This window comes from Winogradskya humida, assembly GCF_016862215.1.
In the GTDB taxonomy this organism is placed as follows: Bacteria; Actinomycetota; Actinomycetes; order Mycobacteriales; family Micromonosporaceae; genus Actinoplanes; species Actinoplanes humidus.
Genome location: NZ_BOMN01000131.1, coordinates 12,819 through 39,682, shown reverse-complemented (window position 1 = coordinate 39,682; position 26,864 = coordinate 12,819). Strand labels below are relative to the sequence as shown.

Sequence of the window (26,864 nt, the reverse complement as noted above, 5' to 3'; positions counted from 1 at the left end):
CATATCACGGGCACATTTGCCGACCGAGAATCTCACGGAAGAGCCCATGTTCAACCGGGATGGCACCTCAGTTGAACGGCCCCATGAACGCATCGGCGATGCCAATCATGAAACTGCGTACCCATTTAGACAATGGCGTTGGAAGCCATTTTGAAAAGCAATTATCGGGCACCGCGGTGACACCGGCGCAGTAGGATACAAGGGATACTCCGACCGAGACGAGGAACCCGTGGAACTGGGTCTGCACATCGCCGACTTCACCTGGACCGGCGGCCCCCGGGCGCTGGGCCCGGCGCTGGCCAAGCACGCGCGCGACGGCGAGGCCGCCGGCGTCACCCGCATCACCGTCATGGACCATTTCTGGCAGATCAACGGCGTCGGGCCCGCCGAGACCGAGATGCTCGAGGCGTACACACTGCTCGGTTATCTTGCCGCGCACACCAGCACCGTGCGGCTGCACACCCTGGTCACCGGCGTGATCTACCGTGAGCCGGCGCTGCTCGCCAAGGCGATCAGCACGCTCGACGTGCTCTCGGGCGGCCGGGCCGGGCTCGGCATCGGCGCGGCCTGGAACGAGGACGAGTCGCTCGGTCTCGGTTTCCGTTTCCCGCCGACCAAGGAACGCATGGACCGTCTCGAGGAAGCGATCCGCATCTGCCTGCAGATGTGGTCACCCTCCGAGGAGGCGTTCCAGGGCGAGCACTACCAACTCGGGCGTACGCTCAATTCCCCGCAGCCCCTGCAGGGTGAGCGCCCCTACCTGATGATCGGCGGCGGCGGCGAACAGCGGACCCTCAAACTCGTCGCGCAGTACGCCGACGCGTGCAACATTTTCGCCGGCCCCGACGCCGCCCGCAAACTCGACGTTCTCCGCGCCCACTGCGACAAACTCGGCCGCGACTACGACACGATCGAGAAGACAGCGATCACCCGCATCGACCCGTCCTCGAAACCCGACGACGTCGTGCGCACCGGCACCGAGCTGGCGGAGCTCGGCTACACCGCCCTCTACGTCTACGCCACCGGCATCACCGAACCCACCGCGATCATCGACCTGATGGGCGCGGCCGCGCAGCAACTACGCTGAAATTTCCATGATGGACGGTCGGGCCGGCCCGTGATCTACTCACCACCATGGCGCTTCCCGCGTGGGCCGGCGACGGCATCGATGTCACCCGGCCCAGCGTGGCCCGCGTCTACGACTACTACCTCGGCGGCGTGCACCATTTCGACGCCGACCGGGCGATGGCCGAGAAGGCGATCGCCGACTGGCCCGACCTGCCCCTGATCATGCGCTCCAACCGCGCGTTCCTGCGCCGCGCCGTGACCTACCTGGCGCGCGCGGGGATCCGGCAGTTCCTGGACATCGGCTCCGGCATCCCCACCTCCGGCAACGTCCACGAGATCGCCCAGAACCTCGCCCGCGAGTCCCGCATCGTCTACGTCGACACGGACCCGGTCGCGGTCACCCACAGCCGCGCCCTGCTGGCGGGCAACCCGGCCACCGCCGTCCTCGCCGCCGACTTCACCCGGCCGGGCGAGCTGCTGACCGCGGTCCGCGACCTCGCCCTGCTCGACCCGCAGAAGCCGACGGCGTTGCTGCTCAACGCCCTGCTGCACTTCATCCCGGACTCCGCGCAGCCCGGCGAGGCAATCGCCACGCTACGGGACGCACTCGCCCCCGGCAGCTACCTCGTCATCAGCCACGCCACCCACGAACTGCACCCCGCCGACCTGACCAACCGGCACCGCGACCTCTACAGAAGCAACACCGCCAGCCGGATGACCATGCGCGGCCGCACCCAGGTCGAAGCATTCTTCACCGGCTTCGACCTGGTCAAGCCCAGCTTCGACCGGGTCGAGCTCAGCATCGACCGGGCCGAGACCGGCATCGACCGGGTCGAGACAGGCATCGTGCTCAGCGAACGCTGGCACCCCGACGAAGCGGCGTCACCGGCGCAGGCCGAGCGATTCCCGATCTGGGTGGGCGTCGGGCACCGGCCGTGAAACAACCTTGCGCCACTCGTCGCCGTAGACGAAGGCGGTCATCTCCTCGCCGGCCATGACGTCGTGGGGGAAGCCGTGGACCGGGGCGCTGACCTCGTCGAGGCGGCGCAGGGCGTCGGGGTCGAGGGTGACGTCCACGCTGGCCAGGTTGGTGGTCAGTTGCTGTTCGGTGGTCGCGCCGAGCAGCGGGATGACCGTGCCGGGACGCGATCGCAGCCACGCGTACGCGACCTGGGCGGGTGTCCAGCCACCTGCCTCGGCGACGGCGACGACCTCCCGCACGACGCGGTCGTCGGTGCCGGCGCTCCAGTCCCAGCCGCCGCGGTTGAGTCTGCCCTGCTCTCCGCGGAGGTACTTGCCGGTCAGGCGGCCCTCGGCCAGCGGGCCCCATGCCACCACCGCGAGGTCCAGCTCCCGGGCCATCGGCAGCAGTTCGGCCTCGGGTGAGCGGCTCAGCAGGTTGTAGCGTAGCTGGACGCCCACGAACGGTGACCAGTCGCGCAGCTCCGCCATGGTGTTCGCCCGCGCGATCTCCCACGCCGGCCAGTCCGAGACGGCGACGTGCAGCAGTTTGCCCGCGCGCACCTGGTCGTCGAGTGCGCGCATCAGCTCGGGCAGCGGTGTGAGGTTGTCGCGGGCGTGCACCCACAACAGGTCGAGGTGGTCGGTGCCGAGCCGGCGCAGGCTCGCCTCCAGCGACCGGGTGAGGCTCTTGCGGTGGTTGCCCGCCGTGTTGATGTCACCGGGAACGGTCTGTGCCGTGAACTTGGTGGCCAGCACGAACCGGTCCCGCCGGCCCCGCAGCGCGCTGCCGATGATCGATTCCGAGGTCCCGCCGGTGTAGACGTTCGCCGTGTCGATGAAGTTGCCGCCCGCGTCGGCGTACCTGTCGAGCAGTTTCGCGGAGGTCTCGCCGGAGGCGCCCCAGCCCCAGTCCTCGCCGAAGGTCATGGTGCCCAGGGCGAGCTCGGAGACGCGGATGCCGGAACGGCCCAGAAGTGTGTATCGCATGACAGCAGCCTCGCCCGGGGCCACGGCACCATCCAGGGTGCAGCGCTCCCAGGCTGCGGGCGACGAACATTTATCCAGCGCTTATGACGGGATCCGTACGGTCGCCGCCCATGACCCTTCTCGTGGAGCACACAGCAGCGCCGGTGAGAGCCCCGTCGCGAGCGCCGCACGTCGCGGCCGTGGCGGCGTACATCGTGCTCGGGGTTGTGGTGATGGGTGAGTTCCTCGCTGATCCCGCCGGCCGGATCTCGGCACATCTGCCCCCGGATCACACGTGGTTCGAATGGCTGCTCGCCCATGGTGCGCATGTGATGGCGCACGGCGGTAACCCGCTGTTCTCGACCGCGCAGAACGCCCCGGACGGCGTGAACATGATGGCCAACACGTCGGTGCTCGGGGTGACGATTCCGCTCGCGCCGTTGACGCTGATGGCCGGGCCGGCCGTGACCTATGTGGTGTGGATGATCGCGGCGTGTGCGGGGACGGCGTCGACGACGTACTGGGTGCTGCAGCGTCACGTGGCGCGCTCGCGGGGCGCGGCGTTCGCGGGTGGGGCGCTCGCCGGGTTCGCGCCCGGGGTGGTGCATCACGCGAACGGGCAACCGAACTTCGTCTCGAACTTCCTGCTGCCCCTGATCGCGGCGGCGGTGTTCCGGCTCGGCGCAGGCGGCAGGTGGCGGCGCGACGGGGTGGTCCTCGGGCTGCTGGTGACGTGGCAGCTGTTCATCAACGAAGAGTTGCTGCTGGTCACGGCGCTTGCCTGCGGCGTGGGCGCCGTCTTTTACTGCCGGCGGCTCGCGACGGGGTTCCTGCGCGGGCTCGGGGTCGCTGCGGTGGTGGCGGGTGCGCTCTGCGCGTACCCCATCTGGTTTCAGTTCTGTGGCCCTCAGTCCTTCGCCGGTATGCCGGCGTTCACCGTCTGGGGTGAGGATCCCCTCACCTATCTGACCTTCCCGCGGGACACGCTCGCCGGCGGGCCGCGGTCGGAGGCCGTGCAGGGCCGGATCGAGCAGAACAGCTGGTTCGGCTGGCCCCTGACACTGCTGCTCGCCGTTCTCGTCGCCGCGTTGTGGCGTCGTTCGGTGCCCGCGCGGGTCGCCGGTGGCGTCGCGGTGCTGTTCGCGGTGCTCTCGCTCGGCCCGGTGCTGCGGGTCGGCGGGGTCGAGACCGGGCGCGGGCCGCTCGCGTTCCTGCCGGAGGGCGTGCCGATCCTCGATCTGATGATGCCGAGCCGCCTGACGTACGCGGTGACCGGCGCCGCCGTCCTGCTCGTCGCCCTCGGCTGGGACCGCCTGCGCCCGGCGCGCCTGCTGATTCCGCTCGCACTCCTCCCCCTGCTCCCCACGCCGCTGCCCGCCATGCCCGAACGCCCCGCACCGGCGTTCGTCACGAGCGGCGAATGGCAGCACTACGTCCATCCCGGCGGCACCCTGGTCCCGGTGCCGCTGCCCAGCAACTGGCTCGGCCGGGAAACGCTCGGCTGGAGCGCCCAGGCCCTGCAGGAATTCACCGTCCCCGAAGGCTATTTCCTGGGACCGGACCCCGAAGGCAAAGGCCATATGGGTACGCAGCACGCGAGCCGAACAAATCAACTGATCACTGACATCTACCGTACGCACACAGCGCCCACCCTCTCGGAAGCCGACCGGACAGCGATCCGCGCCGACGTCACCCGCTGGCACGGCGAGGCGATCGTGATGCGCGACGAGCCCGCCAACCAGCCGCTGCGTGACCTGATCTCCCAGGTCTACGGCCCCTCGATGACAGTGAGTGATGTGTGGCTCTGGCGACCGTGACTTTATCCGGGCTTTATGCCTGCCGGGGCAGCGTGACCACCGTGCGAGTACTGGTGGCTGATGACGAGCGGTTGATGGCCGAGATGATCGCGGTGGGACTGCGGCGCGAGGCGATGGCCGTCGACGTGGCCTACGACGGCCTGCAGGCCCTGGAGAAGCTCTCCGTCAACCGGTACGACGTAGCGGTGCTCGACCGGGACATGCCCGGCAGCACCGGCGACGACGTCTGCCGCTGGGTCGTCGACCACGGCGTCGGTACGCGGCTGCTGCTGCTCACCGCCGCGTGCGGCATCTATGACCGGGTCGAGGGCCTCGGGCTGGGCGCCGATGACTACCTCACCAAACCGTTCGCGTTCGCGGAGCTGGTCGCACGGGTCCGGGCGCTGGCCAGGCGCACGGCCCCGGCGCTGCCCCCGGTCCTGGAACGCGACGGCGTGCTGCTCGACGAGGCCACCCGCACGGCGACCCGCGACGGCCGCGCGCTGGGCCTGACGGTGAAGGAGTTCGGCGTGCTCCGGGCGCTGCTGCGGGCGCAGGGCCAGGCGGTGAGCACCGAGGACCTCCTCGAACAGGTCTGGGACGAGCACACCGACCCGTTCAGCAACGTGATCCGCGTGACGGTCTCCACCCTGCGCCGCAAACTCGGCGAACCGCAGATCGTGCAGACCGTTCCCCGCGCGGGTTACCGCATCGGGCTGTCCTGATGGGCCTGCGTGCCCGGCTGGCGGTCGCGGCCACCGTCACGGTCACGCTCGTCTTCGTCTCGCAGTTCGTGTATTACAAGCTGCCCGGGCGGAAACCGTTCTACAACCCCTGCCTGACCAGCGACATCAACGGCATGCCGTGCCGGATCGTCCGCAAGATCCCGGTCGAGGACCTGGCCCAGTACGGCCTCATCCTCGCCGCCGTGCTCCTGCTGCTCGTCCCGCTGGCATTGTGGGTCCTGGCCCCGGTCCGCCGCCTGACCCCCGCCATCGCGCAGATCGGCCCGCAGAACCTGGGCCACCGCATCAACCCGGGCCGCGGCCGCGACGAGCTCAAGACCCTCGGCCGCGCCCTGGACGCCACCATGGACCGCATCGCCGCCGGCTACGAGGGCCAGCGCACCTTCGCGGCGAACGCGTCACACGAGCTGCGTACCCCTCTCGCCCTGCAACGCACCCTGATCGAAGTCGGCATGGCCGAACCCCTCAGCCCGGACCAGTCGGCGTTGCTCGCCAACCAGCTCCTGGCCACCAATGCCCGCAACGAGCGGCTCATCGAAGGCCTGCTCGTCCTCAGCCAGGCCGACCAGGGCCTGACCTCCCGCACCCCGCAGGCCCTGGACCGCATCACCGCCGCCCTGGTCACGACCGCCACCCCCGACGCCGCTGACGCCGGCGTCCAGGTGACGAGCGACCTGTACCCCTGCGAAGTTCCCGGCGACGGCATCCTGCTGGAGCGCCTCGTCCGCAACCTGCTCCACAACGCGATCAAATACAACCACCCGGGCGGCACGGTCCACGTCACCGTCGGAGCCGGTGCCGCGCTCACGGTGGTCAACACCGGCCCGGTCGTCCCGTCCGACGACATCACCCGCCTGTTCGACCCCTTCACCCGCCTCGCCGCCGCCCGCATCGACCACAGCGGCGGCAGCGGCCTCGGCCTGACCATCGCCCGCTCCATCATCCGAGCCCACAAAGGCACCATCACCGCCACCCCGAACGACAACGGCGGCCTGCGCTTCACCATCACCCTGCCACGCGCCTGAAACAGCCGGTGTCACCGCCGGGTCAGGTCCCCGCTATCTCGACGTCCCCCCGTGCGGTGCTCGGATCGACCGGGTGACCCTTCTGCGTCCAGCGCACCCGCCCGGCTGCGGCGAGCCGGCGCGCCGCCCGGCGGACGTCCTCGCGGTCGCCGCCGATCGTGGCGAGCGGGAACCGCTTCACCCGCGCAGCCCCGGCGAGGATCAGGGTCGGCCAGCTGATTCACGCAGGCACGGCCGTGACGACCACATTGTCGCGGTAGTGACGCGTCCGGGAATCGAACGGGCCACCGCAGGTGATCAGGGTCAGCCGCACCGATCCGTCGCGGGAGAAGTATTTGTCCAAGGGGATCGCCGTCTTGCGATAGCGTTCCCGGGCTGTGACGCGGAAGGTCCGGGTGTGTCCGTCCGCGCCGGTGAGGGTGACCGTGTCGGCCGCTCGCAGCGTGTCGAGCCGGAAGAGGGCGCCCTTGCCCGCGTCCGCGCTGTCGACGTGGCCCGCGATGACGATGGAGCCCGTTGTGGCGGAGAAGTCGGGGCCGAAGCGGTACCACCCGACCGTGTTGACGTTCTCCGGGATGGCGAGGTCACCGGTACTGCTGTCGATGCCCACGGGGGTGACGGGTACGGCCACCCGTAGCGCGGGGATCGTCAGGCGGACCGGTTTGTCGGTGGCCGCGGTCGCCGGGGTCCTGCCGTCGTGGATGCGGACCTGCGCCGGCTCGGGTTCGGTGCTGACCGGGGCGGCCACGGGCGGCGTACCGAAATCTGCCGGTGTTCGATCCTGGCAGGACACCACGCCGAAGCTCGTGACGAGCGCGGCACCCGCGATCAGGGAGAGCAGGGCAGGCCCCGGCTTGCGCCGGGGCCTGGCACCGTCGTGGGTCATCGGCGAGCGGTCGCCAGTCGCACGAGGCCGAACATCGCCAGCAGGACGCCGACTGCACCGGCGCCGTACCAGGGCAGCGGGACGCTGTGGTCCGCGCGGCCGCCGTTGCCGCCGGGGACGCCGCCGGGGGCCGAGTGCAGGCCGTCGATTGTCTGCGTCACCAGGTCGAGGGACTTGTCTTCGGCGGAGCCCACCGCGTACACAATTGTTGCTGTTCCTTCTTTCAGGTCCAGGTCGGCCGGGCCGAGCACCCGGGTCTGTGTTCCGGCCAGGACCACATCGGCGGATACCGTGCCCGCGGCGATGTCCGCCTTGGCCTCCTTCGGGTTGGTCAGGTCCTCGAAGACCGGCTTGCCTCCCGCCCGGACGTCGACCGCGGGCGCCGCGGCGGTGTGACGCACGATCAGCCTGGCCTTGCCCGCGGCGAGCTTCGCGGTGTCGTTGACGAACGGGGTGAGGACCGGTTTGCCGGCTTCGTTCAGATGCGCGACCAGGCTGATGTTCGCGTCGCCGGGCACTTCGGCGTTGTCGACGGTCAGCAGGGCATCGGCGATGGCGTCGCCGGGTTTGGTCAGCGCGATGTCGTACTCCCCGGCCGGCAGGGTCAGCGGCCCGGCCACCTTGCCCGGCTCGAAGTCCGGGATGGTCTTCTTGCCGTTCACGTAGACGTCCACCGGCTGCCCGGGGATGCCGTGCACGACGGACACCTTGGAACCGGCCTTGGCCTGAGCCGGGAGGGAGGCGAACGCGCCGGAGGCACCGAAGGCGAACAGGGCGGCCAGGCCGACCGTGGCCGTGCGGCGGAAGTGCAGACTATGCATCGAAGCTCCTCGAACGATTGTTCCTGCGGGTCGACCTTTCCTTCGCCGGGAACAGGCGGGGCGGATGCGGTGAAATTCGATCGGTTCTCCTGCATCCAACGGGTCCCGCCGCGACGAACTATGAGAGAGAGGTCCGTGCGGGAGGGAGGTCGATGGACTCCGACGACGAGTTGGCCGCATGCCTGCGCGACGGCGACGAGAAGGCGCTTCGCGCTGCCTACGACCGGTACGGCGCGGCCGTGCTCTATCTTGCCCAGCGCATGCTCAGCAGCAGGGCCGACGCCGAGGACGTCGTCCAGTTGACCTTCGTGGCGGCGTGGACGGGACGTGACGGCTATGACCCCCGGCGCGGGACGCTGCTGGCGTGGCTGCTCGGCATCGCCCGGCGCAAAGCAATCGACCGGATGCGATCGGCCGCGCGGGATGACCGGCTGACCGGCATCGTCCGCGCCCAGCCGGTCCCGCAGCAGGAGGCGGAGCGCCCGGAGGGGATCGTCGACCGGCTCGTCGTCGCCGACGAACTGGGCCGGTTGCCGGCGGAGCAGCGGCGCACGCTGCAACTGGCGTTCTTCGACGACCTGACCCACCCCCAGATAGCCGCCGTCACCGGGCTGCCGCTCGGTACTGTCAAGAGCCACATCCGGCGTGGCATGGCAAGCCTGAGACAACGCTGGGAGGTGGACGGTGCAGCATCTGGATCCCGATCGACTGGTTCTTCTCGCATTCGCTGAGGAGCCCGGGAACGACGACGAGACCGTTCACCTCGCGAGGTGTCCCGGCTGCCGGCACGACCTGGCATCGTTGCGCCAGGTCGCGGAGATCGGCGCCCAGGGACCGGCTGCGAGTGACCTGCCCGCACCGCCCGAGCGGATCTGGCTGACCATCGAGGCGGCCATTGCCGACAGTGGAAGGTCGCCGGCGCCGGTCCGGCGGGCAGGGCGCCAGAAACGACGCTGGCTGATCGCGGTGGCTGCGGTTGTTCTCGCGGTGGCGGGTACGGTGGTGGCGGACCGGATCGTCCGGCGCGCACCGGCCGAGACGGTGATCGCACGGGCCACCCTTGCGCCCCTGGCCACAGTCACGGCGCAGGCGAGCGGCAGCGTACGGGTCCTGTCCGACGGGGAGATGCGCGTCGAGGTCCACCACCTGCCCCTGACCGCCGGGTTCCACGAGGTGTGGCTGATCGACCCCGACGACCTCACCCGGATGGTGGCGATCGGCAATCTGCCCGACCGGCCCGGCGCGGTCCTGCCCGTGCCACCCGGCATCGACATGAACCGTTACCGACTGGTCGACATCAGCGACGAACCGAACGACGGCGACGCCACCCACTCCGGCCGCAGCCTGCTCCGGGGGACCCTGACAAACTGAGCGGCGTGCACACCCCTCTACGACCCCATGATCCGCGCGTCGCCGGCGAGTACGAACTGCTCGGACTGCTCGGCGAGGGTGGCATGGGCGCTGTCTATCTGGCCCGGGGCCGGTCCGGGCGGCCGGTGGCGGTGAAGATCATCAAGCCGGAGTACGCCGCGCAGGCCGAGTTCCGGGGCCGGTTCCGCAGCGAGGTCAACCGGGCCCGCCAGGTGCCGCCGTTCTGCACCGCCGCGGTCCTCGACGCCGACCCCGACCACGAGACGCCGTACCTCGTCGTCGAGTACGTCGACGGGCCGGACCTCGCCGAGGTCGTCACCGGCAAGGGCCCGCTCACCGGCGGTGACCTGCACGGGGTCGCGGTCGGCGTCGCGACGGCGCTGGTCGCGATCCACGGCGCGGGTGTCATCCACCGGGACCTCAAGCCGCGCAACGTGTTGTTCGCGCTCGGCTCCCCGAAGGTCATCGACTTCGGCATCGCCCGCGCCCTCGAATCCACCAGCGAGCACACCCGGCCCGACCAGATGGTGGGCACGCTGTCCTACATGGCCCCGGAACGACTCGACGGGAAGGCCGCCAGCCCCGCGGTGGACGTGTTCGCGTGGGGCGTGCTCGTCTTCTACGCCGCGACCGGCCGGACGCCGTTCGCCGCCGACTCCCCCACCGCGACCGCCGTCCGCATCCTCACCGCCGAACCCGACCTCGACGGGCTCACCGGTGACCTGCGCGACCTGGTGGGACGAGCCCTGCACAAGGATCCGGCGCTGCGCCCGACCGCCCAGGAACTGCTCGACATGCTCCTGGCCGGCGACGCGCCCCAGGCCACCGCCGTCGTTGCGCCTGTCAAACCCCGCTTTTCCCGCGTACGCGTAGCAGCAGTAGCCGCCACCACCCTCGCCCTCGCCCTCGGGGTGTTCCTGGGAATGCGCCCCGGCCAGGACAACGTCGTGGTGGCCGCCGTCCCCTCGCCGTCGCCATCGCCTTCTGTCATCTCTGTCGCAGACCCGCTCGCCAGGCCCGGGAAGTGGAAGCAGACCTTCGCCGACGACCACAGCTGCGATTTCGACGAGGACGGCCTGCTGATCGTCGCGGAGGAACACAACACCGAGGACATCACGTGCCCCGGCCCCACCACCGCCTTCCCCGGCGACCATGCCATCCGGGTGACCCTGGAAAGCCTGTCCGAAGACGCCTGCGCCTTCGTCTGGTTCCGATACGACGGCAGGTCGGGATACCAGCTCAGCATCTGCAACGACTCGATCACGGCCGCGAAATACGAGCCCAACGGGGACGGCTCCACCGTCAGCAGCACCGACCTGAAAATGGACTACACGGCACGCCACCTGCTCGGGATCGACGTCGCCGGCCGGGTCGCCACCTTCTTCTTCGACGACGAGAAGGTTCTCACCGCCGTCATCGACGACCCGGCACTGACCGGTGGACGGGTCGGACTCGGCATGATCCAGACAACCGAGGACGGCGGCGCGGTCCGCTTCTCCCACTTCGAAGCTCGCTCGGTGTAGTGCAGCCGATCGGTATAGTGACCGGACTGACCGAAGGGGACGGTGAGGCGTGAGCTGGGAGATCGTCGCGCAGGAGGCCGCCAAGTCGGTGATGGCCGGTGCCGGGGGCGTGATCGTGTCCGGCGCGGGCGGGGTGATGCGGGCCCTGTTACGCCGGCTCGGGGCCCTTCCCGAGGATCCGGAAGCGTTGCGGCGGGCGATCCTGCGGGCCGGTGAGCGTGATCCCCGGTTCGCGGCGGAGGTCACCGCCGAGCTCGCCGCGGTGACCGGGGCATCGACACAGCTGTCCGTCCTTCCTCCGGCGACCTTCTTCGACCGCGATGACGTTCGTGGCGTGCTGAGCCGACCCGGAACGCACCTGGTCGCGGGGCTGCACGGGGCGGGTAAGACGGCGCTGGTCCTGAAGGTGTGCCAGGACGTGGCCGACGAGTTCCCGGGCGGGGCAGCCTACGTCGATCTGGACGAGTTCCGGACCGGCGAGGCATTGCGGGTCGCCGAGGTGCAGGCGGCCGTGCTCCGGCAGCTCGGGGTGCCGGTGGACACCGACGTGGCCGCGGAAGTTGCCGGGCAATACCTGCGGGCGCTGGTCCACCGCCGTTTCGTGCTGGTGCTGGACAACGCGGCCGGCGTCGCGGAGCTGCGCCTGCTGGCCCAGCCCTGGCCGTCGAGTCTGGTGCTGGTGACCACGCGGCGGCTGACCGACGATCTATGGTCCTGGGCGCAGTCGCCTCCGGTGCAGCTGCACGGCCTGGACGAGCGGGGCGCGTACGAGATGCTGGAGGACCGGTGCACGGGCGCGGCGGCGAGCGAGCCCGCGGCGGCCGGGGACCTGCTGGCGTTGTGTGATCGCCTGCCCTTCGCGATCCTGCAGGCGGGCGCGCTCCTGGCACGGCGTCGCGGGGCGCCCGGCGCTGTCGCGGCGGTCCGGGACGAGCTGGCCGGCAGCGGAGACCCGGGCGAGCTGATCAGCCGGTGCCTGTCCCGGACGGTCGCCGCCCTGACGGGTGCGGCCAGGGATGACCTGATCGGGCTGGCCACCCAGCCGGTCGAGGAGCTCAGCCACGACGCGGTCACCGCCGCGCTGGGTCATCGCGCGGACGAGCTGATCGACGCCGGGCTGGTGGTCACGGACGGCGGCAGGATCCGGCTGCCACGGCTGATCCGCACCTTCGCCCGGGGCCTGGACGCCGCGGAGGACCCGGATGCGGTCTTCGGACGGCTCCTGGCCTTCTACCGCGACAACGCCGTCGCCGCCGACCTGGCCGGCGGGGAACGCCTGCGGCGCTATCCGATCCCACCGAGGCTCACCTGGAGTCGTACCCAGACCCCGATCGACTGGCTCGAAACCGAGGCACCGGCGATCGCCGCGGTCGTGCCCCGCGCCCACCACCACGGCAGGTACGTCGAGATCGTCCAGTTGTGCGGGGCACTCGAACCGCTGCTGACCCACCGCGGCCATCACTGGCTGCTCCATGGCGTCAACGAGTGGGGCATCCGCGCTGCTCAGGCGCTCGGTGACCGGGTGGTCGAGGCCCGGATCCACGCGATGCAGGCACGTATCCTCACCCAGCTGCACCAGCTGGACCGGGCGGCCGTCGCGCTGGCCGAAGCCGACAGGCTGCTGGACGGCGGCGTCGACGATGCCCTGATGCAGTCGTCGGTGCTCGAATTCCGGGGCAGTCTCGCCACGGCGGCCAAGGATTACCCCGCGGCGGTTGATGCCTACCGCCGCTGCCTGGTGATCGACGAACAGCATCAGCTCGTACGAGCCGCGGGGCTGCATCATCGGATGCTCGCCAACGCGCTGGTGCTTCTGGGCCGGCCGCAGGAGGCGCTGGAGGTCCTGGCCCGGGCGAAAGAGCTCACTACGGACATTCGCAACGATGCACGCGTACGCATGGTGGCGGCTCGCTCCTTCGTGGCCTTGAACAACCTGCCCGCGGCGGCCGCGGAGCTGGCCCATGCGCGTCAGCTCGCCACCGCGGCGGGGGCCCGGCGCTACGAAGTGGAGTTCGCCGACCTGGAGGCGGAGGTCGCGTGGCGCCGGGGAGACGTCGAAGGGGCTCGCACCCGATGGGGCTGGATCGCGCAGGGTTACTACGACTCGGGTGACCGCCGCTTCGATGAGTATCTGGCGAAGCTCAGCCTGCTGCCACCGCCACCGCGATAGACCTGTCGCCGAGATACAGCCGGTCGCGCGACGGGAGCTGCCCCGTCGCCGCCAGCCGGACGTGAGCCAGCGAGGCGAGCAGGACCGGATCGATCAGATCGTCAGCGGTCAGCAGGTGCGCGCCCGCGCGGGTCCGGATCACGCACGACCACTCGTCCACGACGGCGGCCAGCATCGTCGTCTGCGGCCAGGCGCTCAGCTGCTCCGGTGCCCCTTCGACCCAGCGCCGCACCGAGCCCGCCGCACGCAGGTCCGTGACCAGGATGTCGGCCGACCCCAACCGCGTCAGGCTCCCGGTACGCTCATCCGCCACCAGATGCCGGTACGCGAGCCCGTCGTGCGGCGGCCCCGTGCCGGGATCGGGGTAACGCTCGACGCGTACCCCGTCCGGCAGGATCTCCGCGCCGGCGACCCAGCCCGGAACCGTACCCCCGACCGGCGGCGGGGCCGGAACGGGAGCGAATTCCGCGGGCGCCGCGGGCTCGGGCAGGTCCAGCAGCCGGTAGACCAGGGCTCGCAGCCGTGGTGCGCAGTCGTCCGCCGTGACCTGCTGGTCCGCCGTGACCTGCTGTTCCGCCGTGACCTGCTGTTCTGACGCCGGGTCATGGCCGTCGATCGCCGCTTCGAGCTGCTTGCGCGGGTCGGACACCGGATCCCAGACCGGCGCGGTCCCGGCCAGCATCGCCGCCGCCGAGCCCGGCACGGTGACGGCGCTGCCCCGGCCGGCTAGCAGGACCGGCTTGCCGAGCGCTGTCGCGTAGACAGCCAGCGACCCGTGATCGGAGATCACCACCGACGCCGCCAGCAGCGCGGCCTGCCAGCCCTCGTGCGGGGCGACGACCCGCACGCCGTACGCCGCCGCCTGCGAGAGCCACGCCCGCACCTGCCACGGCCCGTGCGCCGCCCACACCCCCGGATGCAGCACGACCACGACCTGGTACTCGTCCGCGGGCAGGGCCGCCACCAGCCGCTCGGGCAGCTCCGGCAACCGCCCGAGCACCGAATCGGGGCCATAGGTGGAGGCCACCACCACGACACGCCTGCCCCGCGCACCGAGCGCGGACCGCAGGTAGGGGGCCCGGAACCGGGAACCACGCATGCGCGCCAGGGCGGGATCTCCCACCACCGCGCCGAACGGTGCGGCAGCGGGAGATATCTCGCGGAGCTGGACCAGATCGGAGTGGTGCGGCAGCGCGATCGCCGCGGGAACCACCCGGCCGTCCACCACCAACCGGTCAGGATCCATGCCTGCCACCACCGACGTGCCCGGATAGAACTTCTGGAAGCCCGCGCCGTGCGGCATCAGCAGGACCGGCGCGTTCAGCTCGGCCAGCCCGTCGTTCTCACTCGCCGCGAGCGCCAGGTCGAACCGCGTGCCGATCGCCTCGTCCCACGGCACCATCGACCCGCCAAGATCCCGCAGTGCCTCGTCCACCCCGGCGGCCAGGGTCGACCGGCGCCGTACATCATGGGTGAAAACGGTCTGGATCCGGCGATCCCCCGCCGTCAACGACAACACGTCCAGCAGCCGGCTCAACGTGGTCACCGTTCGGACCACCACCAGCACCCGGCGACCGGCCCCCACCGTCAGCGACACACCCGGCTCCCGGCTCCCGGCTCCCGGCTCCCGGCTCCCGGCTCCCGGCTCCCGGCTCCCGGCTCCCGGCTCCCGGCTCCCGGCTCCCCCAACGAGTGGGGGTGGTGGCTGGTTACGGCGGGCTGGGGGTTCACGGCTCGGACGGTACCCCGCGTGGTCATGCGGAGGCCAGACGTAGAGTTCGATCATGCGACGCACCGCGGAGTTCGATGCCTTCGGGCCCTGGATCTACCGGGTCAACACGATCTCCGACCTGCCCCGGCTCTTCCAGGACGCCGGCATCGACCCGGCGGCCCACCAGCTCGTGCTCAAGGTGCCACGCAACATCGAACGCCGCAACGCCACCCCCGACATGGACCTGTACGACTCCCTGATAGCCGTCGACCACGAGACCGTGACGATCCTGCGGCGCCAAGGCAGCAGCTACGACAGCGCCCGCATCCCGATGGACCGGATCACCGCGATCGAGGACAGCGTCAGCATGCTCGACGGCCGCCTGACGCTCTACACCAGCGACGGCACGAACCCCGTCATCGCGTACAACGCCGCCGACCTGCCGCCCGTCCAGAACCTGATCCGGGTGCTCCGCGAGTGGTACCTGCCGGCCGCCGTCGACGAGCCCTCGTTCGCCCTCCCCGACGGCCCCGAACCGCTCCTCGGCGACGCTGACACGGGCCTGATCAACGAATACCGCAGGCTGACCCGGGCGGAACCAGGAATCCACCTGATCAGCGCCTTCCCCCGCCGGCGGATCGGCACCGGCCTGCTCCGCCCGGTCACGCTGCACGCCACGATCACCATCGGGGACGACCGCGAGCTCCAGCAGATCCACCGCCGCGACCGCATCACCCGCGGCAACGACAAGGTCCTCTCCATCGCCCGGACCATCCTGCCCAGGACCAGAATCACCGACATCCAGGTACGCCCGCACGAGCGCTACCGCGACATCACCGTCCTGATGGTCAACGGGAGCCTCGAAATCCCCGTACCAGCCGGCTCGGAAAACGACATGCTCGGGGCGTAGTCAGGGGTTCCAGTACACAGCGACGTGCGCGCGGTCGAAGCGCTGCGCGGCCAGGTCCTCCCGCTGAATCCCCCAGTAGATGGTGGCTCCGGCGCCCGGTCTGTCCACATTGACCTCGGCGAGCAGAACCCAGTCCTCGGCACGCGGTGACGACGTACCGGAGCGATGGCCTTCCTTCTCCGCATCGACCGCGAACGAGGCGATGGTCGCGGCGGGGGCGAAGTCGCTGTGCTCCGTGCCGTACCCACCGAGCAGCAGTTGCGCCCCACCCCACTGGTCCGCCCACACCGCGGCCAGCTCCTCGGCATGCGGATGACCGGGAAGCGGTGCCATCCACGGCGCCTCGGGAAGCTCGACGACGCCGACGAACGGCAGCGAGACATCCACGGTCAGACGCACCTCGCCATCCGGCAGCGACTCGTAGACGCCAAGGTAGGAATCCGGGTCGGGCGGGTAGCCCTCGGGGTATTCCGGCCGCTCCGTGGTGACCGCGCCCTCCGGCACGTACACGACGTCACCCATGGAGTAGGAACCCTCGGGCTCGGGAAACCCGAACAGCAGCAGCTTCCCGTCGGACGGCAACGGCAGATCGGTCACCCCGGCCGGAAGCGCCGAGCACTCAATGGTCACCAGCAACGGAAAACGGGGGTCAGCAACATCGGCGGGCAGCCGCACCGGCCCGCCGAACCGGCCCACAACCGGCCCGTCCCCACCCTGGGTCAACAACGCACAGGGCCGGACGAGCCGCATCCACCGCTCCACGTCACCGGCCGGGATGCCACGATCGAGCGCTTCCGCGCGTACCTGGTCAAGAATCATCGAATTCCGTGAATTCACCCGCAAAACCGTAGACCACACACGCAACGATCACCCGCACCTTGCGGACGTGAGCCGCCCGAGGAGGTCGACCAGCCGGGCAGGGCCGCCGCCGCGGGACCGGGACCGCCCCCGCTGATCACCTCAAAACAGACATTGACGGGAGTAACTGATCCGGGGCACGAACGAACCGCACGCCTGGTACGCGGACAAGACGGCGAGCGACCTCGGCTGGCAGAAAGGCTGGCGCGCCAACACCGTCCGCGTCGTGATCAGCGGCGGCCGGTGGACGACGAACTCCGCCTCGGACGTCGCGAACGTCATCGCCACGTGCAAGTCGAACAAGCTGATCTGCCTGCTCGAAAATCACGACACGACCGGGTACGGCGAGGCGTCCGGCGCGTACAGCCTCTCCTCGGCGGCCGACTACTGGATCTCCATCAAGAGCGCGCTGCAGGGCCAGGAGCGCTACGTGATGGTCAACATCGGCAATGAACCGTACGGCAACAGCACCATCGCGAACTGGACCAACGACACCAAGAACGCCGTCACCAAGCTCCGCAACGCCGGCCTCGACCACGTCCTGGTCGTCGACGCCCCGAACTGGGGCCAGGACAACGGTGGCGTGATGAAGAACAACGCCGCCTCGGTCCAAGCGGCCGACCCGCGCCACAATCTCCTGTTCTCGGTGCACATGTACTCGCAGTACAGCAGCGCGTCGACGATCACCTCGTACATCGACACCTTCAAGAACAACAACCTGCCTCCAACAGCAGGCACCCTCTACCCGATCCTCATGCGCCTCACCGACCAGCGCCTGCTCGAAACCGGCTGGGAGCCCTCCGACGAGCCGGGCCGCCCACCACGCCACATCTACCGGCTGACCACCGAAGGCGCCACCCTCGCCCGGCAACGCCTCGCCGCCCGCACAACCTCCAGCGCCCCGATCACCCAGACCCGCCCGGCGGGTGGTCTCGCATGACAAGCCCGCTGATCAGTACGCCGCAACGCGCCGCCGACTCCCCCACCCGCCGGATCGCCCACGCCCTGCTCGTCGCCGCCGAGCCCCACGAGGCAGCCCCGCGCGGGCGGGTGACGGTCAGCATCGGCGTCGCCTCGGGCGATCCGGCCGCGGGCCACGCCCCGGACGACCTGCTCGGCGCGGCGGACGCCTGCCTCTACGCGGCGAAGACCGCGGGCCGGAACCAGGTCTCGACCCGCGGTTAGCCCTTGCTCAGCGACGGACCGGCTTCTCGTCCTCCACGGGTTCGATGTCCCCCTTGTCGAGCGAGGAAGCGCGCTCGCCGGGTTCGATGTCCACCTGGTCGAACGAGGGGGCGCCGTCGATCGCGTCCGCGGCCAGCGCGGCGGATCGGGCCGGGTCCGGGAGGTCCAGGCTGCCGCGCAGGGTCACCGGCTTGAACGCCAGGGACGCGAGCACGCCGACGACCGCGATGATCGCCGAGATCAGGAAGATGTGCCCGGTCGCGTCGCCGTAGGCGGCCCGCACGATGTGCTGCACCTGCTCCGGCAGCGCGCCGATGTTCAGGCTTCCGCTGCCGCTGCCACCCGATGCGGGTACGCCCGCCGCGGCCAGGTCATGGGTGATCTGGTCGGCGACCCGCCGCGCCAGCACCGCGCCGAGCACGGACACGCCGATCGTGCCGCCGAGTGACCGGAAGAAGGCCACTGTGGAGCTTGCCGCGCCGATGTCCTTGAGCGCGACGGTGTTCTGGACGGCGAGGACGAGGTTCTGCATGGACATACCGACACCCGCACCGACGAGGAACATGCCGACGCCGACGAACCACAGCGAGGTGGCGTGGTCGATCGTGGCGAGCATGGCGAAACCGCCGACGAGCACCACCGTACCCGCGATGATGTAGGGCTTGATCTTGCCGGTCCTGGTGATCATGCGGCCGCTGATGATGGACGACAGCAGCACGCCGCCCATCATCGGGATGGTGAGCAGGCCGGCCTCGGTGGGGCTGTAGCCGCGGCCGATCTGGAAGTACTGCCCCAGGAACACGGCGCCGCCGAACATGGCCATGCCGACCGCGAGGCTCGCGAGGATGGCCAGGGCGGTGGTGCGCTGCCGGACGATGTCCAGCGGCACGATCGGCTCGGCCACCCGCGACTCGACCCAGACGGCCAGGCCGAGCAGGACGACGGTCGCACCGACCATGGCGAACGTCTGCCACGACACCCAGGCGAACGAGTCGTCCACAAAGGAGATCCAGATCAGCAGGACGCTCACACCCGCCGCGATCAGGAACGCACCCGCGTAGTCGATCTTCACGTTCTCGCGTCGCAGCGTCGGCAGATTCAATGTCAACTGCAACAGGACCAGAGCGATCACAGCGACGGGTACGCCCACAAAGAAGCACCACCGCCACCCGAGCCACGACGTGTCCACGATCAGCCCGCCCAGCAATGGCCCACCGACCGTCGCGACGGCCATGACGCCGCCGAGATATCCGTTGTAGCGCCCGCGTTCCCGCGGCGGGATCATCGCCGCGATCGCGACCTGGACGAGGGCCTGCAGACCGCCGACGCCGATGCCCTGGAACGCTCGGGCGGCGATCAGCTGACCGGCGCTCTGCGAGAACCCGGCGACCACCGAGCCGAGCAGGAACACGACGATCGAGATCTGGATCAGCAGCTTTTTGTTGAACAGGTCGGCGAACTTGCCCCAGATCGGGGTGGTCGCCGTCGCCGCGAGCAGGGTCGCGGTGACCACCCAGGTGTACTGGATCTGCGAGCCGTTCAGCGAACCGATGATCTTCGGCAGCGCGGTCGACACGACCGTGCTGCTGAGCATCGCGACGAACAGCACGAGCAGCAGGCCGCTGAGCGCTTCCAGGGTCTGCCGGTGGGTCATCGGTTCTGCGCCGCCGGAGGCGTCCGTGGCCGTGGTTGTGGGTGCGCTCACTGCGCGACCTCCAGGGTGTCGTGGGATGTCAGGCAGGATTCGACGTCGCGGGCGAACCGGTCGATGGCGTCACTGAACGCCGTCACGTCCTCGTCCGACCAGCCGGCGAGGGCCTGGTGGAGCACGCGGGCGTACCAGTCGAGGCTGTCCGCCAGAGCGGCCCGGCCGGCGGGGGTGACCACCAGGATGCTGGCCCGCCCGTCCCCCGGGTCGGGTTGCCGTGCCACCAGGTCGTGGGACACGAGCGCGGCGACCGCGCGGCTGACCGTCGACGGATCCAGCGACGTACGCACGGCCAATTCGCGGGCATGGCAGGTGGTGGGCAACTCGTCGATCTGACCGAGCATCCCGAGCAGGCCCGCCGGGATCGCCGGCTGCTCCCCCACCCGATGCTGCTTGATCAAACGCACGCTCTTGAGCAGAAGTTGCAAGCGCCTGCCCACCTCGAGCTTCGCGTCCACCGTGGTCTCCGTCCGCCGCCTTGCGTGTTGCATGCAAACTTCCACAAACTTGCCTCATGCGCAAGTTTGCCCACTGAGCAGCAGAAACGCGGGGGCTCATAAAAGCCGTCGGGTGGCCGATCAGGGAGATGGCGACTGAGTGGAGGAGCTTGATGGAGAACGAGCAGTGAGCATCCGGTCGGCCCTGATGCGCACGGTTCTGTTCGCCGTCGCCTACACGGTCGCCACGTACGCCGGCCGGCTGACGATCATGGACGGCACCAGCCTCAGCATGGTCTGGCCCGCGGCCGGGGTGGGCATCGTGTGGTTCTGCGCCCAGCGGCACTCCCCCGCCCGCTGGGCCGACGCCGCGGCGCTGTCGGCGATCACCCTGGTCATCAACATGCTCACCGGGGCGAGCCCGGCCCTCGCCGCCGTGTTCGTCGTCGCGAACCTCGTGCAGGTCGGAGTCTTCCTGTCGTTGATGAGCCGGTGGCGCCCGAACCTGTGGGGCGCCGGCGGCAGCGAGGGCCTGCGCAGCCCCCGGGACCTGTGGGCCCTGCTGAGTGCCGCGTTCTGCGCGACCGCGGCCGGGGCAGCCATCGGCCCGACCGGTGTGTGGCTGTCCATCGGCCACTACTCGTGGCCCGCGACGGCGGTGTGGATGGCCCGCAACACGGCCAGCATGCTGCTGATCGGCGCCGTCGGCCTGTGTTTCGGCCATGCCCTGGCGGCGTACCTGACCCGGAACGGGGGCCGCCCCACCGGCTGGCGGCGCGATGCCGGGCTCGCGTTGCGCCGCACCCCGCCCCTGCGGCTGCTCGAATACGCGGCGATGGCGGCGTGCTCGGGTGCCGCCTACTTCGTGGGTTTCGGCTACGAGCACGAGCTGCCGATCGCGTTCACCCTCATCGGCCTGACCATCTGGGGCGGCACCCGCCTGTCGACCCCGTTCGTCGTCGTGCACGACATGGCCGTCGGCACCGTCGCCGTCCTGTTCACGCTGCACGGCGACGGCCCCTTCGCCCAGGTCGCCTCGCTGCCGCTGCGCGCGATGATCGTGCAGCTGTTCGTCGCGATGGTCGCCGTCGTCGGGCTCTCGCTGGCGCTGGGCCGTGACGAACGCCAGGCGCTGATCGCCGAGCTCGCCGCGGACAAGGCAGCCCTGGCCGCGAAGGAGGAGCAGGCGGCGCAGCAGGCGAAACTCATGGGACTTGTCATCGACTCCATGGCCGACGGCCTGGCGGTCATCACGGCCGACGGCAAGGTCACCCTGCGCAATCCCGCCATGGCAAGGCTTCTCGGCGGTCGCACCAGCCCCGGCGACCAGGTCGCGGCCAGTGGTTACTACGGCCTGTTCAATCTTGACGGTACGCCCATACCTGCCGACCAGACCGCCTACGCCCGCGCCATGGAGGGCGAGCGCGTCACCGGCCAGGACATCCTCATCCGCAACCCCGACGTCCCCGACGGGCGCATCCTCAGCGTCAGCGCCAGCCGCCTGCACCACCGCGGCGAGAACAGCGCGGTGCTGTTGTTCCACGACGTCACCGCCGAACGCCGCCACCGCGACGAGCTGATCGGTTTCGCCGGCGTCGTGGCCCACGACCTGCTCAACCCGCTGGCCGCCGTCGAGGGCTGGACCGAGGCCGCCACCGAGGTACTCACCGAGGCAACCGCCACCCCGGCGGCGACCGAGGCGCTCGGCAGTCTGACCCGGGTCACCCGCTCGGCGGCGCGCATGCGGGGCCTGATCAACGACCTGCTCGCGTACACCACTGCCCGTGATGCCACCCTGGCCCCCGGCGAGCTCGACCTCGACGCCCTGGTCCAGGACATCTGCACCACCCGCACCGACAGTGCCCAGGCCGCCGGATCACCCAGCCCGCTCTTCACGGTCGCGCGGCTGGGCACCGCCTACGCCGACGCCGTCCTGATCCGGCAGCTGTTCGACAACCTCATCAGCAACGCCGTCAAGTACACCGCCCCCGGCGTGACCCCGCACCTGAGCATCACCACCACCTCCGACGCCGGCGGCATGCTCACCATCTCGATCACCGACAACGGCATCGGCATCCCCGCAGGCCAGCACGACGCCATCTTCGACAACTTCCACCGCGCCCACCGCACCGCCGGCTACGCCGGCACCGGCCTGGGCCTCGGCATCTGCCAGCGCATCGTCCACCGCCACGGCGGCACCATCCGCGCCACCGACAACCCCACCGGCGGCTCCCGCTTCACCTTCACCCTCCCCAGCACCACAGCGCCCGCCGGCACGCCGGTGGGCACGGGTCAGCGGGACAAGGTCCCGGGTCACGCCTGAGCGGGCATCGACACCCGGTTCCGGCCGGTCTCCTTGCTGTCGTAGAGCAAGCGGTCCGTGGCGAGCACCAGATCCTCCGCGGACGGCGCGTGCACCGGGATGGCGGCGACACCCACCGACACCGTCACCGGGACCGCGGCCGTACCCAGCTCCATCACCGCCGCCGCGATCACCTCGCGCAGTCGTTCCGCGACCACGTACGCGTCCTGCGGTCCCGTCCGCGGGAGCAGCACCGCGAACTCCTCCCCGCCGTAGCGTGCGACCACGTCACCGGCTCGGACCACGGACCTCAGGCGCATCGCGACCTGGCACAGGACCCGGTCACCGGCGGAATGCCCGTAGGTGTCGTTGACCCGCTTGAAATGATCCACGTCGAGCAGCACCAGCGACAACGGATCCTGCGTACGAGCCGCCCGCGCGCACTCCGCGCCGAGCGCCTCCTCGAAGTAACGCCGCGTGTGCAACCCGGTGAGCGCGTCGGTGATCGCGGTCCGTCGCTGCGCCTCGACCAGCCCGGCCAGCCGCGCCACCACCAGCAGGAACAGCGCCGTGCACCCGACGGCCACCACCAGCGGGTGCATGTTCGCGCCCCGCAACGTCTGCACGGCCAGCGTCGCCGGGGCCAGCAGCGGAGCCAGCGCCAGCAGCATGAGCCGGCGCCGGGACGCGGTCGGCTCGCTCGTGCGGGTCCGCTCGCCCAGCAGCGCCATCGAGGGGTGCAGGGCGGCCAGCCCGAGCAGGGTCGAACCGCCGATCCAGATCATGTCGAGCCAGCCACCGAACGCGTAGGTCCCGTCGATCGCCTGAACCGTGTACACCGCGTCGGACACGAAGTAGACGACGAGGTAACCGCCGAGCAGCCGCATGGCGGTCAGCCCCGCACCGGCGCCGAGCAGCAGCCGGGCGCCCACCACGATCAGCAGCAGATCCCCGACCGGGTACGCCGCCGACGTCAACGCGACCAGCGGCCCCGCCGCCGCAACGGTCACCGGATTGATCACAAAAACCCAGCTCACCAGGCACGCCGCGACCGTGACGATGCCGGCGTCGATCGCCGCCGGGCCGTCCCAGCCCGGCGTACGACGGCGGATCAGCAGCACCAGCCCGGCCGCGATCAACGGGAACCGCGACAAAAACGGGATGTCGGCCACGTGCGGGTTCGCCAGCACCCCGCCCAGCAGCGGATACACGTAGTACAGGAAGTCACCGAGCGCCGAGGCCGCCGCGCCCGCCCCGATCAGCAACCACGGCAGCCGGTACGCCGGCCGGTTGATCCGTACCCCCGCGAAGACCGCCACCGCGGCAGCCAGCGTGCCGGTGTTGTAGATGAGGTTCCGGACAAGCTCCGGGCACCCGAGCAGCGTCGCAGCCCGATGCGCTGCCATGATCACGATCCCGGTCAGGGCGTAGTACGCGAAGACAGCGGGCGGGCGCGAGAAGGTCACCACATCAGCCTCCGCCACCCCGGTTGCAGCCCGGGTCCGCTACCGAAAGCTCCCGGGTGTCACCGCGGGGTTTCAGCCCAGCAGGTGGCCGCCGTCGATGACCAGGTCGGTGCCGGTGATGTAGGAGGCCTTGTCGGAGCAGAGCCAGACCGCCGCGTTGGCCTGGTCCTCGGGGGTGCCCAGGCGGCCCAGCGGGATCTTGGCCCGCACGGCGGCGGCCTGCTCGGGGACGCTGTCGGCCCATGCCTGCACGCCTGCCGTCGCGGTCATGCCGGGACAGATCGCGTTGACGCGGATGCCGGCCGGGGCGTTCTCCAGGGCGGCGGTGCGCATCAGGCCGAGGACACCCCACTTGGCGGTCACGTACGGCGCCATGCCGTACTGGGCGGTCATGCCGGCGGTCGAGGCGCTGATGACGATCGCGCCGCCGGTGCCCTGCTGCGCCATCCGGGTCGCCTGGTGCTTGAGTCCATAGACGACACCGAGCAGGTCGACGCCGAGGACCTTGTCGAAGTATTCCTTCTTCTGCTCGGTCACCGGGGCGCCCGGTGCGGTCAGCCCGGCGTTGAGGTGGGACCAGTCCAGCCGCCCGAACGCCGCGACGGCCGCCTCGACCAGTGCCTCGTTGTCGGACTCGCTCGACGCGTCGGCGCGGACGAAGATGGCGTCGCCGCCCGCGGCCAGGATCAGCTTCACGGTTTCCTGGCCACCGTCCTCATCGATGTCCGAGACGACGACCTTGGCGCCCTCGGCGGCGAACGTCAGCGCGCTGGCCCGGCCGATGCCCCCGGCCGCCCCGGTCACGATGCCGGCCTTACCCTCAACAAGTCCCATGATGCTCTCCTCACAGATCCAGAACGATGACGAGCTTGCCGCGTACGTGTCCCAGCTCGCTGAGCCGATGCGCGGCGGGTCCCTCGGCGAGGGCGAACGTGCGCTCCACGGGCAGCGAGAAGTCGCCACGCTCGTGGAGCAGGGCCGCGTCGGCGAGCGCGTGCCAGGCGCGGCCCTCGGTGCCGGTGGTGAAGACGACGCCGCATTCCGCGGCCCGCGGGTCGGCGATGGTGACGACGCGGTCCGCGGCCCCGGTGAGTTCGATGAGCTCGGGCAGGATTCCGGACCCCGCGACGTCGAGCGCGCGGTCGATGCCGGCCGGGACGAGCCCACGGACGCGATCGGCGAGCCCCGGCCCGTACGAAATGGGCTCGATCCCGAAGTCACGCAGGAAGGCGTGATTGCTCTCGCGGGCGGTGCCGACGACAACGAGCCCGTCGGCACGCGCGAACTGGGCCGCGGCAAGGCCGACACCAGGCGCGCGGTGGACGCCCTCAAGGCCGCGCCCGGTGGCGTGGTGCTGATCAACGGCGTCGCCGGTGGTTCACGCCGGCTGCGCGCACCCGGATGCGGATCTGCCTCGGCCCGGCCTCCGGCGCCGGCGTCTCGACGACCCGCAGCACGTCGGGCGGGCCGAACTCGGCAAACTGAAGCGCTTTCATATACTCACCGTAACACTAAGTGGGGAGTAAGTCCCCACTTGTTTCGGTAGCCTGTTCGCATGGTCACCAGCCCCCGCATCCGCGCCGACGCCGAACGCAACCGCGTGGCCCTGCTCGAGGCCGCCAGGGAGGTCTTCAGCGAACACGGCCTCGACGCGCCGCTCGACGACATCGCCAAACGGGCCGGCGTCGGCAGTGCCACGCTCTACCGCCGGTTCCCCAACCGGCAGGAGCTCATCTGGGAAGTCTTCGCCGACCGGATGGCGGAATACCTGCGCGCCGCCGACGAGGCCCTGACCGGCACCGACCCCTGGACGGCGTTCGTCGGCTACGTGACCTACCTGTGCGAGCTGCAGGCCAACGACCGCGGCATCTCCGAACTGCTGACCACCACGATCGTCGGCGTCGACGACCGGCTGACCCGGCTGCGCGAGCTCGGCCAGCAACGCACCGGCGAGGTCATTACCCGCGCCCGGGACCACGGCGGCCTGCGCCCGGACTTCACCCTGCAGGACTTCGCCCTGCTACTGATGGCAAACGTCGGCGTGACCAGCCGTACCCACGAACACGCACCCCAGGCCTGGCGCCGCCAACTCTCCTTCGCCATCGACGGCCTGCGCGCGACCGCCGCCACCCCGGCCCCTCCCGCACCCACCCGGGCCGCCATGCTCGCAGCCATGCGCCTGCGTCCCGGCTCCTCATCGGAGGTCGAGCCATGACAGCACCGGGCCGCTGATGGGCACCTCGGCACCTACGCCAGGCGCAGCAGTGCCCGATACATCTGGCTCGGGGTTGCCGGGTCGGGCAGGGGCGCGGCGGCCTCGGCCGCGAATGACTGCACCAGGTACGCGACCAGCCGCCGCCACGTGTCCTGCGCCGCCTCGGTGGTGGCCGAGACGACGCCGGCGTTGGCCATCAGCACCATGACCAGGTCCTGGTGGACGAAGTCGGCGCGGAGCCGGCCGGCCGCCTTGGCCCGCGCGATCAGGTCGGCGAAGCCCGCGCCGGCCCGGTTGCGCTCGGCCTCGAAGGCCTTGGCCATCGGGAACGTCACCGTCAGCACGTCGGCGAAGCCCCGGTCGGCGGCCTGCATCTCACAGACCTTCTCCACGTACGCGCAGAAGCCGCGCCACGGATCGGGATCGTTCAGCGCCTCGTCGACCGCGTCCGCGTACGCCGTCATCTTGCTCGCAAAGACGGCCGTAACCAGGTCTTCCTTGGTCGGGAAGCGGCGGAACATGGTCGCGGCACCGACCCCCGCACGCCGGGCGACCTCGCTCATCGGCGCCTGCAGGCCCTGCTCGGCGAAGATCTCCCGCGCGGCGGCGAGGACCCTGGCCCGGTTGCGTTCGGCGTCGACTCGCAGGTTCGGCGTCTTCTCGGGCACGCCACCAGCCTAACCGATCAAATGGAAGACCACATCCACTTGCCTGGTACGCTCGGCGGGGTAAACGGA

Annotated in this window: 25 protein-coding genes and 1 pseudogene; 14 read left to right on the top strand and 12 right to left on the bottom strand. The window is 70.4% G+C overall.

All coding sequences use genetic code 11. The annotated features are described in order from the left end of the window. The first annotated feature begins 229 nt into the window (after window positions 1-229). Entirely contained in the window at window positions 230-1,087 is an 858-nt protein-coding gene (locus Ahu01nite_RS45080) for an LLM class F420-dependent oxidoreductase (RefSeq protein WP_203842929.1), read from the top strand. Window positions 1,088-1,134: 47 nt separating this feature from the next. Next, window positions 1,135-2,007, top strand: a complete 873-nt coding sequence (locus Ahu01nite_RS45075; protein WP_203842928.1) for an SAM-dependent methyltransferase — start codon at window positions 1,135-1,137, stop codon at window positions 2,005-2,007. On the opposite strand, the gene Ahu01nite_RS45070 is transcribed toward Ahu01nite_RS45075, so the two are convergent. Next, entirely contained in the window at window positions 1,951-3,018 is a 1,068-nt protein-coding gene (locus Ahu01nite_RS45070) for an aldo/keto reductase (protein ID WP_203842927.1), read from the bottom strand. The two genes, Ahu01nite_RS45075 and Ahu01nite_RS45070, sit on opposite strands and share 57 nt — an antisense overlap. 110 nt (window positions 3,019-3,128) lie before the next feature. Here Ahu01nite_RS45070 and Ahu01nite_RS45065 point away from each other — a divergent pair, with 110 nt between their 5' ends. Genes Ahu01nite_RS45065 through Ahu01nite_RS45055 form a run of 3 tightly spaced genes read left to right on the top strand, consistent with a single transcriptional unit; the run spans window position 3,129 to window position 6,564 of the window. Then, window positions 3,129-4,814 (top strand): hypothetical protein, encoded by a 1,686-nt coding sequence (locus Ahu01nite_RS45065; RefSeq protein ID WP_203842926.1) that lies wholly within the window; start codon window positions 3,129-3,131, stop codon window positions 4,812-4,814. Between the two features lie 41 nt (window positions 4,815-4,855). Further along, window positions 4,856-5,518, top strand: coding sequence for a response regulator transcription factor (locus Ahu01nite_RS45060; protein WP_203842925.1), 663 nt, complete (start codon window positions 4,856-4,858; stop codon window positions 5,516-5,518). After that, window positions 5,518-6,564 (top strand): HAMP domain-containing sensor histidine kinase, encoded by a 1,047-nt coding sequence (locus tag Ahu01nite_RS45055; RefSeq protein WP_203842924.1) that lies wholly within the window; start codon window positions 5,518-5,520, stop codon window positions 6,562-6,564. The genes Ahu01nite_RS45060 and Ahu01nite_RS45055 overlap by 1 nt, the downstream gene beginning before the upstream one ends. Window positions 6,565-6,586: 22 nt before the next feature. Here the strand turns inward: Ahu01nite_RS45055 and Ahu01nite_RS45050 are convergent, their stop codons facing one another. From Ahu01nite_RS45050 to Ahu01nite_RS45040, 3 genes are read right to left on the bottom strand one after another with little or no spacing between them, the layout of a single operon-like run. Next, window positions 6,587-6,745 (bottom strand): DUF3253 domain-containing protein, encoded by a 159-nt coding sequence (locus tag Ahu01nite_RS45050; protein ID WP_203842923.1) that lies wholly within the window; start codon window positions 6,743-6,745, stop codon window positions 6,587-6,589. A gap of 39 nt (window positions 6,746-6,784) precedes the next feature. Then, window positions 6,785-7,450: a class F sortase gene (locus Ahu01nite_RS45045; RefSeq protein WP_203842922.1), complete on the bottom strand. Its 666-nt coding sequence runs from the start codon at window positions 7,448-7,450 to the stop codon at window positions 6,785-6,787. Beyond that, complete coding sequence (locus Ahu01nite_RS45040; RefSeq protein ID WP_203842921.1) at window positions 7,447-8,271, bottom strand: DUF4397 domain-containing protein; 825 nt, start codon at window positions 8,269-8,271, stop codon at window positions 7,447-7,449. The genes Ahu01nite_RS45045 and Ahu01nite_RS45040 overlap by 4 nt, the downstream gene beginning before the upstream one ends. A 152-nt stretch (window positions 8,272-8,423) precedes the next feature. On the opposite strand from Ahu01nite_RS45040, the gene Ahu01nite_RS45035 reads away from it, so the two are divergent. The 4 genes from Ahu01nite_RS45035 to Ahu01nite_RS45020 are packed head-to-tail and all read left to right on the top strand — an operon-like array spanning window position 8,424 to window position 13,335. Then, a complete protein-coding gene (locus Ahu01nite_RS45035) occupies window positions 8,424-9,002 on the top strand; it encodes an RNA polymerase sigma factor (protein WP_203842920.1) in 579 nt (192 codons plus the stop codon). Continuing rightward, entirely contained in the window at window positions 8,956-9,642 is a 687-nt protein-coding gene (locus tag Ahu01nite_RS45030) for an anti-sigma factor (protein ID WP_203842919.1), read from the top strand. Before Ahu01nite_RS45035 ends, Ahu01nite_RS45030 begins: the two co-directional genes overlap by 47 nt. Before the next feature lie 5 nt (window positions 9,643-9,647). Continuing rightward, window positions 9,648-11,165, top strand: coding sequence for a serine/threonine-protein kinase (locus Ahu01nite_RS45025; protein WP_203842918.1), 1,518 nt, complete (start codon window positions 9,648-9,650; stop codon window positions 11,163-11,165). 49 nt (window positions 11,166-11,214) lie between these two features. After that, window positions 11,215-13,335, top strand: a complete 2,121-nt coding sequence (locus Ahu01nite_RS45020; RefSeq protein ID WP_203842917.1) for an NB-ARC domain-containing protein — start codon at window positions 11,215-11,217, stop codon at window positions 13,333-13,335. On the opposite strand, the gene Ahu01nite_RS45015 is transcribed toward Ahu01nite_RS45020, so the two are convergent. Continuing rightward, a complete protein-coding gene (locus Ahu01nite_RS45015; protein WP_203842916.1) occupies window positions 13,307-14,932 on the bottom strand; it encodes a CDP-glycerol glycerophosphotransferase family protein in 1,626 nt (541 codons plus the stop codon). The two genes, Ahu01nite_RS45020 and Ahu01nite_RS45015, sit on opposite strands and share 29 nt — an antisense overlap. A gap of 187 nt (window positions 14,933-15,119) precedes the next feature. Between Ahu01nite_RS45015 and Ahu01nite_RS45010 the strand changes: the two genes are divergently transcribed. After that, entirely contained in the window at window positions 15,120-15,956 is an 837-nt protein-coding gene (locus tag Ahu01nite_RS45010; RefSeq protein ID WP_203842915.1) for a hypothetical protein, read from the top strand. Here Ahu01nite_RS45010 and Ahu01nite_RS45005 read toward each other — a convergent pair whose 3' ends face one another. After that, window positions 15,957-16,793: a YwqG family protein gene (locus Ahu01nite_RS45005; RefSeq protein WP_203842914.1), complete on the bottom strand. Its 837-nt coding sequence runs from the start codon at window positions 16,791-16,793 to the stop codon at window positions 15,957-15,959. A 148-nt stretch (window positions 16,794-16,941) separates the two neighbouring features. Here Ahu01nite_RS45005 and Ahu01nite_RS45000 point away from each other — a divergent pair, with 148 nt between their 5' ends. Then, window positions 16,942-17,754 (top strand): cellulase family glycosylhydrolase, encoded by an 813-nt coding sequence (locus Ahu01nite_RS45000; protein WP_307794758.1) that lies wholly within the window; start codon window positions 16,942-16,944, stop codon window positions 17,752-17,754. Continuing rightward, a complete protein-coding gene (locus Ahu01nite_RS44995; RefSeq protein WP_203842913.1) occupies window positions 17,751-17,999 on the top strand; it encodes a diguanylate cyclase domain-containing protein in 249 nt (82 codons plus the stop codon). The genes Ahu01nite_RS45000 and Ahu01nite_RS44995 overlap by 4 nt, the downstream gene beginning before the upstream one ends. Window positions 18,000-18,006: 7 nt before the next feature. On the opposite strand, the gene Ahu01nite_RS44990 is transcribed toward Ahu01nite_RS44995, so the two are convergent. Both Ahu01nite_RS44990 and Ahu01nite_RS44985 read right to left on the bottom strand, forming a co-directional pair. Further along, window positions 18,007-19,704, bottom strand: coding sequence for an MDR family MFS transporter (locus Ahu01nite_RS44990; RefSeq protein WP_203842912.1), 1,698 nt, complete (start codon window positions 19,702-19,704; stop codon window positions 18,007-18,009). Further along, the gene (locus Ahu01nite_RS44985; protein WP_239159652.1) at window positions 19,701-20,165 is read right to left on the bottom strand and encodes a MarR family winged helix-turn-helix transcriptional regulator; all 465 of its coding nucleotides are present in this window, start codon (window positions 20,163-20,165) and stop codon (window positions 19,701-19,703) included. Before Ahu01nite_RS44985 ends, Ahu01nite_RS44990 begins: the two co-directional genes overlap by 4 nt. Before the next feature lie 166 nt (window positions 20,166-20,331). Here Ahu01nite_RS44985 and Ahu01nite_RS44980 point away from each other — a divergent pair, with 166 nt between their 5' ends. Further along, window positions 20,332-22,467, top strand: coding sequence for a sensor histidine kinase (locus Ahu01nite_RS44980; protein WP_203842911.1), 2,136 nt, complete (start codon window positions 20,332-20,334; stop codon window positions 22,465-22,467). Here the strand turns inward: Ahu01nite_RS44980 and Ahu01nite_RS44975 are convergent. The 3 genes and pseudogenes from Ahu01nite_RS44975 to Ahu01nite_RS51945 form a co-directional block, all read right to left on the bottom strand. Continuing rightward, a complete protein-coding gene (locus tag Ahu01nite_RS44975) occupies window positions 22,458-23,912 on the bottom strand; it encodes a GGDEF domain-containing protein (RefSeq protein ID WP_203842910.1) in 1,455 nt (484 codons plus the stop codon). The two genes, Ahu01nite_RS44980 and Ahu01nite_RS44975, sit on opposite strands and share 10 nt — an antisense overlap. Before the next feature lie 72 nt (window positions 23,913-23,984). Further along, a complete protein-coding gene (locus tag Ahu01nite_RS44970) occupies window positions 23,985-24,746 on the bottom strand; it encodes an SDR family NAD(P)-dependent oxidoreductase (RefSeq protein WP_203842909.1) in 762 nt (253 codons plus the stop codon). Between the two features lie 10 nt (window positions 24,747-24,756). After that, window positions 24,757-25,408, bottom strand: a pseudogene (locus tag Ahu01nite_RS51945) (zinc-binding dehydrogenase). A 59-nt stretch (window positions 25,409-25,467) separates the two neighbouring features. Here Ahu01nite_RS51945 and Ahu01nite_RS44960 point away from each other — a divergent pair. Then, window positions 25,468-26,127 (top strand): TetR/AcrR family transcriptional regulator, encoded by a 660-nt coding sequence (locus Ahu01nite_RS44960; protein WP_203842908.1) that lies wholly within the window; start codon window positions 25,468-25,470, stop codon window positions 26,125-26,127. Window positions 26,128-26,159: 32 nt separating this feature from the next. Here Ahu01nite_RS44960 and Ahu01nite_RS44955 read toward each other — a convergent pair whose 3' ends face one another. Next, window positions 26,160-26,795 (bottom strand): TetR/AcrR family transcriptional regulator, encoded by a 636-nt coding sequence (locus Ahu01nite_RS44955; protein ID WP_203842907.1) that lies wholly within the window; start codon window positions 26,793-26,795, stop codon window positions 26,160-26,162. Window positions 26,796-26,864 lie beyond the last annotated feature (69 nt).